This is a genomic window from Rhizobium sp. 01N447_2, from assembly GCF_056399245.1.
Genome location: NZ_JBFTQY010000068.1, coordinates 21,983 through 33,890, shown reverse-complemented (window position 1 = coordinate 33,890; position 11,908 = coordinate 21,983). Strand labels below are relative to the sequence as shown.

Sequence of the window (11,908 nt, the reverse complement as noted above, 5' to 3'; positions counted from 1 at the left end):
ATGAAGGAGGTGATGACGCGGCGTTTCTCGCGGCTGATCAAGGAGGAAGGCATTCCTGACCGGACGGTGCAGGCGGCCACACCCGACGCTGCCGACATGCCCTTCCCCACCTGGCCCGATGTGATCCTCATCGACGGCGGCCAGGGGCAGATGACGGCGGTGCGCGCCATCCTTACCGAACTCGGCATCACCGACAGCGTGATGGCGATCGGCATCGCCAAGGGTGTCGACCGCGAGGCCGGGCGCGAGCGCTTCTTCCCGCCGGGCCGCGAGAGCTTCACGCTGCCGCCGCGCGATCCGGTGCTTTACTTCGTCCAGCGCATGCGCGACGAGGCGCATCGTTTCGCGATCGGCTCGCACCGGGCGCGGCGCAAGAAGGAAATGATCAAGAACCCGCTCGATGAGATCGGCGGCATCGGCCCATCGCGCAAACGCGCACTGCTCCAGCATTTCGGCACGGCGAAGGCGGTTTCGCGCGCCGCCCTGTCCGACCTGATGGCGGTGGAAGGCATATCGGAAGCCGTCGCCAAGCAGGTCTATAACCATTTCCACGACGACGCCGCGAAATAACCGGCGTCCGTCGCAAATTCCACGCAAAGGCGGTGAAAAGACAGAAAGAATGTTGACGGTCCGCGGCCAAAGCCGTCATCTACCGCATCGGCCCGAAAATCGGAATCGACTTTCGGAAAGCTCGATGCGGATATTCTAAAGTGTTACAGCGTCCTTTGCGCGCCTGAAAAGACGCGCGGCGCTTTAGCGGCGCATCAATTCAGAGAAACGATCCCATGGCATCGCGTGCGTACAGCATTCCCAATCTTCTGACCTACGGTCGTATCCTCGCCGTACCGCTGATCGTTCTCTGCTTCTTCATCGAGGGCAGGCTGTCGATCAGCAACACGGCGCGCTGGGTGGCGCTGTGGATCTTCGTCATCGCCTCGCTCACCGATTTCCTCGACGGCTATCTCGCGCGCATCTGGAACCAGACGTCGAATATCGGCCGCATGCTCGATCCGATCGCCGACAAGCTGCTGGTCGCTTCGATCCTTCTGCTGGTCGCGGCCGACCAGACGATCGCCGGCTGGTCGATCTGGGCGGCGATCACCATTCTCTGCCGCGAGATCCTGGTTTCGGGCTTGCGCGAATATCTGGCGGCGCTGAAGGTCAGCGTACCGGTGACGCGGATCGCCAAGTGGAAGACGACGCTGCAGCTCGTCGCCATCGCCTTCCTGCTCGCCGGCCCGGCCGGCGACGAGATTTTCCCCTATACGACACAGACGGGCATCGCACTGCTGTGGATCGCGGCGCTGCTGACGATCTATACCGGCTACGACTATTTCCGCGCCGGCGTGAAACATATCGTGGATGACGAGGAATGACGCGGCTTGTCTATTTCGCCTGGGTGCGCGAGCGCATCGGCAAGGGCGAGGAGGAGATCGACCTCCCCTCCTCCGTCGTCACCGTTGCCGATCTCCTGAATCATTTGAAGACGCTGGGCGAAGAATATGAGACCGCACTTCAATATCCCGACGTGATCCGCGTGGCGCTCGACATGGAGCATGTCGAGCACGACGAGCCGATATCCGGCGCCCGGGAGATCGGGATATTTCCGCCGATGACGGGTGGGTGACTGGGATGAGATCGGATGCGGCATATTCCCCTCCCTTCTCCCCTCGGGGAGAAGGTGCCCGAAGGGCGGATGAGGGGGCCGCGGCCGCAGGTACTGCCCTTCGCTTGAGCTCAGTGCGTTCGCGGCTTTCGCCGCGCACCCTCCTCATCTGTCCTTCGGACATCTTCTCCCCGCTGGGGAGAAGGGGGAGGCTGTCGTGACCGCCACCCCCACCATCCGCGTCCAGCATGAGGACTTCGACCTGCAGGCCGAGGTCGATCTGCTCTCCAAGGGCAAATCCGGCATTGGCGCCGTTGTCACCTTTTCCGGCCTCTGCCGCGATGAAGGCGGCACGCTGGCGGCCCTCGAACTCGAACATTATCCCGGCATGGCCGAAGCGGAGATGCTGCGCATCGGCGATCTTGCCATCGCGCGTTTCGGACTTCTCGGCCTCACCGCCATCCACCGCTACGGAAAGATCGCAGCCGGCGAGAATATCGTGCTCGTCGTCGCAGCCGCACCGCACCGGCAGGCGGCGTTCGACGGCGCCAATTTTGTCATGGATTTCCTGAAGACTGCGGCCCCCTTCTGGAAGAAGGAGCACGCCAGGGATGGCGCCAGCGGCGATTGGGTCTCAGCGAAAGACGCCGACGACGCGGCGCGCGACAAGTGGAAATAAGTTAGAGAATAACACGCTCCCGGCGGCTCATCACCAAGAGCAGGACGAGCAGCGAAAARATGACCAGATCCCGCCAGACGAAGGGGCCATAGGCGCCCCACATGGTTTCGACGACGGCAAGCCCGGCAGCGCCGCCTGCCGAGCGCAGCGGATCGGAGTAGCCGCCGACGGCTGCGATCAACAGCACCTTCAGTCCGAACATCAGGCCGGCGCCGAAATCCATCGAGCCGTAATAGAAGGTGGCGAGGATGCCGCAGATCGTGGCGACGAGGGCGGCTGCCGCATAGGCGACGAGAAAGACGCGATCGGCGCTCGTGCCACAGAGTTCGGCCGCCAGCGGGTCATCGGTAACGGCGCGCCAGACGCGGCCCCAGGCCGTGCGTCTGAGGATCAGCGTGCCCACAGCGACAATGGCAGACATCAGTACCGTGTTGATCAGCTGGATATGGGTGAGCGTCACTTTGAACAGCCCGTCGCTCCAGAAGACGACTGTGTCGTTCAGGAACGGCGGCAGCCAGATAGAGCGGGTATTGGCGGCAAGCCGGGCGGTCTCCATCAGTACGATCATGATGCCGAGGGCAGCGACGATGACCGTATTCGGCGATTTGTTGACCAGCGGCAGCATGATCGAGCGGCCGATCCATAGGCCCGCCGCCAGCGAATAGACGATGGAAGCACAGGCGCCGACGGCAAGGGCGGCCGGCAGCACCAGCCAAAACCTGACATAGGCGAGTTCGGTGAAGAGCAGCAGGATCTGGCCCGCAAAGGCAAAGATCGCCCCATAGGTGATGTCGGCCCGCTTCGTCACGCCGAAGGCGACGGCATAACCGAAGGCAAGCGCGGCATAGAGGGCGGCAAGCGGAACCGCATTCGCCAGCTGCTGCAGAAGATAGGCCATTCCGAACACTCCGCGTCATCAAAATTATAACTAGTAAAACCTATTTCACCAGTTATAATTTCATCATGAGCTTTTCCTGGACCCCTCACCGCTTTGCCGGCGGCGCGCTGGCGCTCGATGTCGTCAACAGCGTCGTTCTGCGCCACGATGCAACGCGGCGGATCGACCGCTTCGCGGTCAGGGATCAAATGCAGAGCTTTCCACGCGCCGCCGCCGAATTCTGCGCCGAGCGCGCCCTCTTCGGCGATATCGCGCCGGTGGCGGCGGAAAACGAAGCGGATTTCATCGCACTGCGGGAAGCGATCGACCTCTATTTCCGCAAGCGTATACTGAATGGCGGCGACGACCAATTGCTGGCCAGGCTGCTGCAAGCGCTGGCGAAGGCGTTGCGCGACGCAAGCCCCGGCAGCCTGGCCGCGGCGACCGCCCATTCGGCACTGCGGCTGATCGCCATGCCCGATCCGGAACGCATGAAGATCTGCGGCAATTGCGGCTGGCTGTTCATCGACCGCAGCAAGAACAGGAGCCGGGCCTGGTGCGACATGGCGGTGTGCGGCAACCGCACCAAGGCGAACCGTCACTATCGCCTCAAGAAGGAGGAGACGCCATGAGAAACTATTGGATCGTGATGGCGGCGGCGGCCGCCCTTCTGCTTTCCGCCTGCCAGCGCCAGGCTGAAAACCTGGTCGAGGTCACCGGCCATCTCTTCGTCTTCAACTATCGGGTGGCGAGCGCCACCTATCTGCTGACGCTGAAGAAGACCGGGCCTATCCCCGATGGTTCGGTCATCATCGCCGAATTCGAAAATCCGCAGGGGGGCGATCCGCTGGTGCTGAACCAGAAGATCTACCCGATCGACGACAAGATCGCGCTGCAGAGCGAAAAACTGCACTGTGTGCGCAAGGACCGTCCCTATTCCGTGAGTGTCCGGCTGGTCGACAAGGATGGCAAGGTGCTGCAGGAATTGAAGACGCAGTTCCGGTCCGACCTCGACCAGACCGTCCTGCCGAGCAAACCGCTCGTCCTCGGCGCGCTTTATGACAAGAACCCGGAGGTCTTCAAGCCTGACGGCAGCGTCGATTTCTCGAATACCGACAAATGCCCGGCATAGAGAAATGCATAGAAAAAGCCGGGGCGTGGCCCCGGCTTTCGAGAGTCAATTCAAGGCATTGCCGGCGAATGCCTCAGCCGACGATTTCGGTATCGGAGAACCAGTACTTGATTTCCTGGGCAGCCGTTTCCGGAGCATCCGAGCCGTGAACGGAATTTTCGCCGATCGACAGAGCATGAACCTTGCGGATCGTGCCTTCGTCAGCGTTTGCCGGGTTGGTGGCGCCCATGATCTCGCGGTTCTTGAGGATCGCGCCTTCGCCTTCCAGCACCTGGACGATGGTCGGGCCGGAGGTCATGCCTTCGACCAGCTCGCCGAAGAAGGGGCGGTCCTTGTGAACGGCGTAGAAGCCTTCGGCTTCGCGACGGCTCATCCAGACGCGCTTGGAAGCGACGACACGCAGGCCGGCATCTTCGAGCATCTTGGTGATGGCGCCCGTCAGGTTGCGCTTGGTTGCATCCGGCTTGATCATCGAGAAGGTGCGTTCAATCGCCATAGTCAAATCCTCTGTTTTCTCGGGAAAAGTGGGCGGTCTTTACCCGCCCCAACGCCCGAAAACAAGAGGTCGGCGGCAATTTCACGCCGCTGTCACAGTCCTGCCGCGGCTTTGGTGGAGATCGAGGCAGCGTTCGAACCAGGCCATGACGGGATCGTCAGCGGCTAGCATGGCGAGACCGGCGGAGACACGCAGCCATTGCAGCGCGCCGAAGACGATATAGTCGGCAAAGAGCGGTGTCTGGCCGCCGATGAAGGGTTGGAATTTCAGCATGTGCCGAAGCGGCTCCAGCTTGGCACCGAAGGCGGCCTTCTCCACCTCGCTATCGGCGGCAACCACCTCCAACGGCTTGCCGAGCCGAGTCTCCCGGCTTTCGCGGAAATAGGCCTTGTCTCCCTCGTCGAGGTTCGCATGGATGTCGAGAAGGGCGATGCGCATGATCGCCGGATGGATGATCATCTGCGAATAGCCTTCCACCATCCGCGACAACGCCTTGCCGCCCTCGCCGTTGAACAGTGACGGCCGCTCGGGATAGGCCTCCTCCAGATAGAGGGCGATGTCGAAACTGTCGGAGACCAGCCGGCCATTGTCGTCGAGAACCGGCACGATCGACGAGACGCCGCCACCGATCGCGCGGATGCGGGCATAGGTCGTCGGAATCTCCTCGAAATCGAGGCCCTTATGCGCCAGCGCCATCACCGCCTTCCAGCAATGGGGCGAAAAGAAGCGCCGCTCGTCGGCGCCGCAGAGGGAATAGAGGGCTCTGGTCATGACAGTCCTTTCGAGATCGCAGCTCTATCCATTCCACGACAGAAAGCGGCTGCGATCAAATCAGGAAATTTCATGGCGTCATCACTCGGCTTTCTAGGGAAACCGGCTAGACTGCCGATACGATACGGGAGGGGACAGGATGCTCAGACATTACAGGATGTTCGCCGCCTATAATCGCTGGGCCAACACGCAAGTCTATGCGGCTGCGGCCGAACTCAGCGATGCAGAATTCCGCAGCGACCACGGCGCTTTTTTCGGTTCGCTGCATCGCACGCTCAATCATCTGATCGTCGCCGACCGGATATGGATGAAGCGCTTCACCGGCACCGGCGAAGCGCCGGGGACACTCGATGCCGTGCTCTTCGAAGATCTGGATGCGCTTGCCGCCGCACGCAAAATCGAGGACGAGCGTATCATTGCCTGGACGGGCATGCTGGACGAGAAAACCCTCGCCGCCGACTTCACCTATGTGCCGGTGACGCAGCCGATCAAGATCACCCAGCCGCTGGCTCCGGCGCTCGCGCATCTCTTCAACCACCAGACCCATCATCGCGGCCAATGCCACATGACGCTGACGGCGCTCGGCAAGCCGAGCCTCATGCTTGATCTCATCTACTTCCTGCGCAGCGAGGGCCGCGAGTGGATGTGAGGCCCGATCTAAATAAAAAAGTGAGAACACAAGAACCCGACGAGCACTAACGTTACCGCAAGCTAGGTTCACGCGCATAGCGCGACGAGGCCGATGATCATCGTAAGCCTATGCCCTAAGCGATCTAAGACGCCTTTGGGTAGATATACTTCGCAGCGGCTGCCCAAGTGTCCTTTCCGTTCTCGTTACCCTTATCAACTCCCTGTTTCCACATTGTCGCAGCTGCAATAGACTGCACGACATATAGTTTTGCGAACATCGCGGGAGAGATAAATGGCAACAGAAAATTCCGGAACTAAACACCTAGCGCTGTTGATTGATGGCGACAACGCTTCGCCAAAGATCGTCCGCGGCCTCATGGCTGAGATTGCCAACTACGGAACCGCTAGCGTCAAACGCATCTACGGTGACTGGACCGCTCCCAACCTAAAGGGCTGGAAGGAATGCCTGCTCGAACATTCCATCCAGCCAATTCAGCAATTCGCCTATACGACTGGGAAGAACGCGACCGATGGCGCAATGATCATCGACGCCATGGACTTGTTGTATACTGGTCGTTTCGCGGGATTCTGTATTATCTCCAGTGACAGCGATTTTGCGCGGCTGGCGGCGAGAATCCGGGAACAAGCTGTTACCGTCTATGGGTTCGGTGAGCGGAAGACTCCTCGCCCCTTCATCACCGCCTGTGACAAGTTCGTCTATTTCGATGTGCTCAATGCTCCGGCTGCGGAGGTCGAAGAAGCAACGGCTCCCGCCCAAAACCCAGTCCAGGCCAAACCTGCCGCCGCCAAGGCGACGTCTAAAAAGGCGGGCTTGAACAAAACGGCACGAGACATGCTGACCAAAGCGATTATCGCAACTGCTGATGAAGACGGTCGAGCCAATCTGGCGCAAGTGGGAGGGCATCTGGCGAAGCAAGCGCCCGACTTTGATGCACGCAACTACGGCTTCCCCAGGCTAAGCGATCTCGTGAGGTCGTTCGGTATCGTCGATGTCGAGYGAGCACCAGACAACCCGAAAATAATACTAGTTCGCCTCAAGAAGGCTTAAGCTGGCAATACGAAATGTGAGACGAGGATGACCCGCGAGCCGATCGGACATTGCTCCCAACCTTAACAGAGACTGATTTCCGTGTGTTCCGAGAGTCCAGCCTGGCAGCGTTGCTCGTCTTGCAACCAGCTATCACCAGGGCCCCTTTTCAAGCCTTTTGGGGCCGGGAGATCAAAATACTCTGTTGCCATTCGATGTTGCGCGAAAAGCCATTCGATTTTGCACGCTACAGGGTGTGAGGCCTTCGCCCTCAACACGGCATTAACCGCCTTTGCCGGTTCCACCGCCGATCCAGGGCTTCCCCGTTGAAAATTCAGCCTCTCTTAAAAGCTTGCGGGCATAGCGTGATGTGAGAGATGAGGCCGAGCCGCGAGGGATCGTCATGCAGAATGCAAGCGCAAACGCACTGGTGCCGCGCGAGGCGGCGCGCCCGGCGCCGATGGCGGATATTCAGAAGATCGCCCAGCACATGGCGCGCCTGAACGTCGCCGCACTGCCGCGCAATTACGAACTCTTTCACGAGGCAATCATCGGGCTGAATGCCGGCCTTGCGCAGGATATCGCAGCACTTGGACCACAGCCGCAACAGCCGATGCTCGACGAGCTCGGCTTGAAATATCGCCTCGTCGGCCATTGCGGGCTGGCAGGCGAGACATCACGGAACGAGGCGAGCCGAATGCTGCGCGATGTGGCGGAAAGGCTTGCCGAAGGGCTGAAGCACAAGAATACCTTTGCGCGCGCTTGCGGCGCTATCCTGAAATCCGTTTCCGGCCAGGACGACCAGAGCCTTGCCGCCTTCCTCAGCGAGGTCGATTACCTCACTGCATCGCTTTCGACCGTTCTTGCAGCCGAGATGGAAATCGGCGCGAAGCTGCAGGACGACATCAAGACGCTGGAAACGCTGGAGCGCGGCATTTCGGCGATGCAGTCAGCCGCCATCGCCGACAGGATCACCGGACTTCCGAACCGCATTGCGCTGAACCGGACGATCGCCGATCTCTACGAGCGGGAAGAAGGTGCCGCCGGCAGCGCGCTGATCATGGTCGATATCGACCATTTCACCGATCTCAACGACAAATATGGCACGCAGGCAGGCAACAAGCTCCTGAAGAAGCTCGCCGGACTCCTCCAAAAGTCGATCAAGAAAAACGATTTCATTGCCCGCACCGAGGGTGACGAATTCGCCCTCTTGTTTTCCAATGTCGGCATGCAGGATGCAATTGCTATCGCCGAGCGCCTGCGCGCCTCCGTCGAGGACAAYCTCGTCTTCGCGACATCCGACAAGACCGATCGCGGCAGGCTCACCATCTCGATCGGCGTGGCGCTCAGCACCGATGCTGCAACGCCAGGACAGTTGCAGGCGAATGCCCGCGTGGCGCTTCTCGCCGCGCAATCGAACCCTCGACTGCCGGTGCAGGCTTTCGGCCGCTGAAGCGGCGGACACGTGTTCTGGCCGCGGGACAAGCAAGCTTGCCAGCGCAAGCAAGCTTGTCGTGGGACAAGCAAGCTTGTCCCGGGGATAAGCGCTCTTGCCTTGGCGAGCGCTTTCGGCCAAAACGCCGGCCATGATCACGCTCACCGATATTTCCGCCCGCATCGCCGGGCGCCTGCTTCTCGACAATGCCAGCGTTTCGCTGCCTTCAGGCACGAAGGCCGGGCTCGTCGGGCGCAACGGCGCCGGCAAGTCCACGCTTTTTCGCGTCATCACCGGCGATCTCGGCTCGGAGAGCGGAACGGTGTCGATCCCGAAAGCCGCACGCATCGGCCAAGTGGCGCAGGAGGCGCCTGCGACCGAAGACGCGCTGATCGAGATCGTGCTTGCCGCGGACAAGGAACGCACGGCCCTTGTTGCCGAGGCGGAAACGGCGACCGATCCGCACCGCATCGCCGAAATCCAGATGCGCCTTGTCGATATCGACGCGCATTCGGCCGAAGCACGTGCGGCGAGCATTCTTGCGGGCCTCGGCTTCGACAAAGAGGCGCAGGCCCGCCCCGCCTCCTCCTTCTCCGGCGGCTGGCGCATGCGCGTCGCCCTCGCCGCCGTGCTGTTTTCGGAGCCGGATCTGCTTCTGCTCGACGAGCCGACCAATTATCTCGACCTCGAAGGCACGCTGTGGCTGGAAGACTATGTCAGGCGCTATCCGCACACCGTCATCATCATCAGCCACGATCGCGACCTCCTGAACAATGCGGTCAATGCGATCGTCCATCTCGACCAGAAGAAACTCACCTTCTATCGTGGCGGATATGACCAGTTCGAGCGGCAGAAGGCGGAAGCCGACGAGTTGCAGACGAAGGCCAAGGCCAAGAACGACGCGGCGCGCAAACATCTGCAGGGCTTCATCGACCGATTCAAGGCCAAGGCTTCCAAGGCCCGGCAGGCACAATCGCGCGTCAAGGCGCTCGAACGCATGGGAACGGTCGCCGCGGTGATCGAGGACCACGTTCAGCCGATCACTTTTCCCGAGCCGGAAAAGCAGCCGGCTTCGCCGATCGTCGCGATCCAGAGCGGTGCTGTCGGCTACGAGCCCGGCAATCCGATCCTGAAAAACCTCAATCTTCGCATCGACAATGACGACCGCATCGCCCTGCTCGGCTCGAACGGTAACGGCAAATCGACTTTCGCCAAATTCATCTCCGGCCGGCTCGCGCCGGAGAGCGGTGAAGTGAAGATCGCGCCGAGCCTGAAGATCGGTTTCTTCGCCCAGCACCAGCTCGACGACCTCATCCCCGAGCAATCGCCGGTGGAGCATGTGCGCCGGCTGATGCCCGGCGCGCCGGAAGCCAAGGTGCGCGCCCGCGTCGCCCAGATGGGGCTTGCAACCGAGAAGATGGCGACGGCCGCCAAGGATCTTTCCGGCGGCGAAAAAGCCCGCCTGCTGATGGGGCTTGCCGCTTTCAACGCGCCCAACCTGCTGATCCTCGACGAGCCGACCAACCATCTCGACATCGACAGCCGCCGCGCACTGATCGAGGCGCTGAACGACTACGAAGGCGCCGTCATCCTGATCTCGCACGATCGCCATCTGATCGAGGCGACGGTCGATCGGCTGTGGCTGGTCAATGGTGGCACGGTGACGACCTTCGAAGGCGATATGGACGAGTATCGCGACCTCATCGTCACATCCGGTAAAAAAAAAGAAGAAAAGCCGCAGCTGACTGAAGACGCGACGTCGAAGGCCGACCAGCGCAAGCTCAATGCCGAACGTCGCGCCTCGTTGACGCCGCTCAGGAAAAAGATCAACGAAATCGAATCCTTGACGGCGAAGCTGGAGAAACAGATTCAGGCGCTTGACTCGGAACTTGCGGATCCGGCCCTTTACGAGAAGACGCCCGCTAAAGCCGCCGAGAAGGCAAAGCAGCGCGGCGAAGCTGCGGCGAACCTGGCTGCCGCCGAGGAAGACTGGCTGATGCTGTCGGCCGAATACGAAGAAGCGATGGCGGGATAGCCACAGGTCTTAGAACAGGATGATTTTAGGCGGGATCGGCCTAAAATCTGAATCCTATTCTAAATTAAAGAGTTAGAGCATGATGTCGCCCGAAAACCGCTCACACTTTTCGGCATCATGCTCTAGCGAAAGCGTGGCGAAGTGCCGCGCATCAACGCAATTTCGGTCATTATCAACCGATCGTTAACCATAATCCGAAAGGTTGTCTCAACATTCGTTACCGATTTGTTGAGCCCTTTCCATGTATCGTTTTTTCGTTCTGTCCTGCATAGCCCTCACGGCCGCCCTCTCCGCCTGCAGCACCACCAGACAAGCCGCTCCCGATACCACGATCAAGACCTCCTCGGTGATCGCGCCCGAAGAGCGGAAACTTGCCTATGCCGGCGACGATGCGACGCCGCGCCTTGCCGGCCCGCACCATCTGGCCGGACGGACACTGGAGGTCTCCTCGCTCGCCGATCTCAAGCTACAGGGCAAGGAGGTGATCCTCAGCTTCGACGATGGCCCGATCCCCGGCCGGACCGACAAGGTGCTGGCAATCCTCGACCAATTCGGCGTCAAGGGCGCCTTCATGATGGTCGGCGAGATGGCCGAGATGCATCCGGCGCTCGCCCGCAAGGTCGCCCAGGACGGCAACACGATCGGCAGCCACACCTATGATCACGCCAACCTCGATTCACTGAGTTTCGACGCGGCGATGGCCGAGGTGATCAAGGGCGAATTGGCGGTGACCAAGGCGACCGGAACCGATGTCTCCTTCTTCCGCTTCCCCTATCTTGCCGAGAGCCACAGGCTGCGCGCCGCGGTCGCCATGCGCGACATGGTGGTCATGGATGTCGATATCGACAGCAAGGACTACTTCACCACGACGCCGGTCTCCATAACGCAGCGGACGATGAACCTCTTGCACAAGCGCGGCCGCGGCATCATCCTGATGCATGACATCCACAAACGCACGGCGACGATGCTGCCGACCCTGCTCTCGAAACTCGAGACCGAAGGCTACAAGGTGGTGACGCTGAAATTCAAGAAGACCGAGGTGCCGAACACCGTCGTCGCCTCGGCCGATTTCGTGACGACCCGTTAGCGCATCGGCCCGAAAATCGAAATCGATTTTCGGGCCGATGCTTAGATTTAAAGTGTTACAGCGTCCTTCGCGCGTCTGAAGAGACGCGCGGCGCTGTAAGGCGGGTTGCCAA

Annotated in this window: 14 protein-coding genes; 11 read left to right on the top strand and 3 right to left on the bottom strand. The window is 60.7% G+C overall.

The window, feature by feature from the left end:
• The 4 genes from AC1ECN_RS30865 to AC1ECN_RS30850 form a co-directional block, all read left to right on the top strand.
• Positions 1-570, top strand: a 570-nt coding sequence (locus tag AC1ECN_RS30865; RefSeq protein WP_477955058.1) for a helix-hairpin-helix domain-containing protein, incomplete at its 5' end; no start/stop codon positions are given.
• A 215-nt stretch (positions 571-785) separates the two neighbouring features.
• Entirely contained in the window at positions 786-1,376 is a 591-nt protein-coding gene (pgsA, locus tag AC1ECN_RS30860) for a CDP-diacylglycerol--glycerol-3-phosphate 3-phosphatidyltransferase (RefSeq protein WP_003547103.1), read from the top strand.
• Positions 1,373-1,627 (top strand): molybdopterin converting factor subunit 1, encoded by a 255-nt coding sequence (gene moaD, locus AC1ECN_RS30855; protein ID WP_017959832.1) that lies wholly within the window; start codon positions 1,373-1,375, stop codon positions 1,625-1,627. Before pgsA ends, moaD begins: the two co-directional genes overlap by 4 nt.
• A 196-nt stretch (positions 1,628-1,823) precedes the next feature.
• On the top strand, positions 1,824-2,285 hold the full coding sequence (locus AC1ECN_RS30850) for a molybdenum cofactor biosynthesis protein MoaE (protein WP_018070537.1): 462 nt from the start codon (positions 1,824-1,826) through the stop codon (positions 2,283-2,285).
• A 1-nt stretch (position 2,286) separates the two neighbouring features.
• Here AC1ECN_RS30850 and AC1ECN_RS30845 read toward each other — a convergent pair whose 3' ends face one another.
• Positions 2,287-3,183, bottom strand: coding sequence for a branched-chain amino acid ABC transporter permease (locus AC1ECN_RS30845; RefSeq protein WP_018070538.1), 897 nt, complete (start codon positions 3,181-3,183; stop codon positions 2,287-2,289).
• A gap of 65 nt (positions 3,184-3,248) precedes the next feature.
• Here AC1ECN_RS30845 and AC1ECN_RS30840 point away from each other — a divergent pair, with 65 nt between their 5' ends.
• Both AC1ECN_RS30840 and AC1ECN_RS30835 read left to right on the top strand, forming a co-directional pair.
• Positions 3,249-3,794 carry a CGNR zinc finger domain-containing protein gene (locus AC1ECN_RS30840; protein WP_018070539.1) on the top strand — a complete coding sequence of 182 codons (546 nt, stop codon included), beginning with the start codon at positions 3,249-3,251 and terminating at the stop codon, positions 3,792-3,794.
• Positions 3,791-4,294: a hypothetical protein gene (locus AC1ECN_RS30835; RefSeq protein WP_018070540.1), complete on the top strand. Its 504-nt coding sequence runs from the start codon at positions 3,791-3,793 to the stop codon at positions 4,292-4,294. The genes AC1ECN_RS30840 and AC1ECN_RS30835 overlap by 4 nt, the downstream gene beginning before the upstream one ends.
• A gap of 73 nt (positions 4,295-4,367) precedes the next feature.
• Here the strand turns inward: AC1ECN_RS30835 and ndk are convergent, their stop codons facing one another.
• Together ndk and AC1ECN_RS30825 are read right to left on the bottom strand one after the other, a co-directional pair.
• Positions 4,368-4,790: a nucleoside-diphosphate kinase gene (gene ndk, locus AC1ECN_RS30830; protein ID WP_003547097.1), complete on the bottom strand. Its 423-nt coding sequence runs from the start codon at positions 4,788-4,790 to the stop codon at positions 4,368-4,370.
• Between the two features lie 81 nt (positions 4,791-4,871).
• Positions 4,872-5,561, bottom strand: coding sequence for a glutathione S-transferase family protein (locus tag AC1ECN_RS30825; protein WP_027689736.1), 690 nt, complete (start codon positions 5,559-5,561; stop codon positions 4,872-4,874).
• Positions 5,562-5,700: 139 nt separating this feature from the next.
• Between AC1ECN_RS30825 and AC1ECN_RS30820 the strand changes: the two genes are divergently transcribed.
• From AC1ECN_RS30820 to AC1ECN_RS30800, 5 genes are all read left to right on the top strand, one after another.
• A complete protein-coding gene (locus AC1ECN_RS30820) occupies positions 5,701-6,210 on the top strand; it encodes a DinB family protein (RefSeq protein WP_027689735.1) in 510 nt (169 codons plus the stop codon).
• A gap of 273 nt (positions 6,211-6,483) precedes the next feature.
• Positions 6,484-7,260 (top strand): NYN domain-containing protein, encoded by a 777-nt coding sequence (locus AC1ECN_RS30815; protein ID WP_477955053.1) that lies wholly within the window; start codon positions 6,484-6,486, stop codon positions 7,258-7,260.
• Between the two features lie 382 nt (positions 7,261-7,642).
• Positions 7,643-8,692, top strand: coding sequence for a GGDEF domain-containing protein (locus tag AC1ECN_RS30810; protein WP_130672325.1), 1,050 nt, complete (start codon positions 7,643-7,645; stop codon positions 8,690-8,692).
• A 133-nt stretch (positions 8,693-8,825) separates the two neighbouring features.
• A complete protein-coding gene (locus AC1ECN_RS30805; RefSeq protein WP_130672324.1) occupies positions 8,826-10,709 on the top strand; it encodes an ABC-F family ATP-binding cassette domain-containing protein in 1,884 nt (627 codons plus the stop codon).
• Positions 10,710-10,950: 241 nt separating this feature from the next.
• Positions 10,951-11,796 carry a polysaccharide deacetylase family protein gene (locus tag AC1ECN_RS30800; RefSeq protein WP_130655128.1) on the top strand — a complete coding sequence of 282 codons (846 nt, stop codon included), beginning with the start codon at positions 10,951-10,953 and terminating at the stop codon, positions 11,794-11,796.
• Positions 11,797-11,908 lie beyond the last annotated feature (112 nt).

Bases quoted from the DNA above. Each gene is read 5' to 3' on its own strand.
- moaD (WP_017959832.1), top strand. From the start codon at position 1,373: ATGACGCGGCTTGTCTATTTCGCCTGGGTGCGCGAGCGCATCGGCAAG.
- AC1ECN_RS30840 (WP_018070539.1), top strand. From the start codon at position 3,249: ATGAGCTTTTCCTGGACCCCTCACCGCTTTGCCGGCGGCGCGCTGGCG.
- AC1ECN_RS30825 (WP_027689736.1), bottom strand. From the start codon at position 5,561: ATGACCAGAGCCCTCTATTCCCTCTGCGGCGCCGACGAGCGGCGCTTC.
- AC1ECN_RS30820 (WP_027689735.1), top strand. From the start codon at position 5,701: ATGCTCAGACATTACAGGATGTTCGCCGCCTATAATCGCTGGGCCAAC.
- AC1ECN_RS30805 (WP_130672324.1), top strand. From the start codon at position 8,826: ATGATCACGCTCACCGATATTTCCGCCCGCATCGCCGGGCGCCTGCTT.
- AC1ECN_RS30800 (WP_130655128.1), top strand. From the start codon at position 10,951: ATGTATCGTTTTTTCGTTCTGTCCTGCATAGCCCTCACGGCCGCCCTC.
- AC1ECN_RS30835 (WP_018070540.1), top strand. From the start codon at position 3,791: ATGAGAAACTATTGGATCGTGATGGCGGCGGCGGCCGCCCTTCTGCTT.
- ndk (WP_003547097.1), bottom strand. From the start codon at position 4,790: ATGGCGATTGAACGCACCTTCTCGATGATCAAGCCGGATGCAACCAAG.
- pgsA (WP_003547103.1), top strand. From the start codon at position 786: ATGGCATCGCGTGCGTACAGCATTCCCAATCTTCTGACCTACGGTCGT.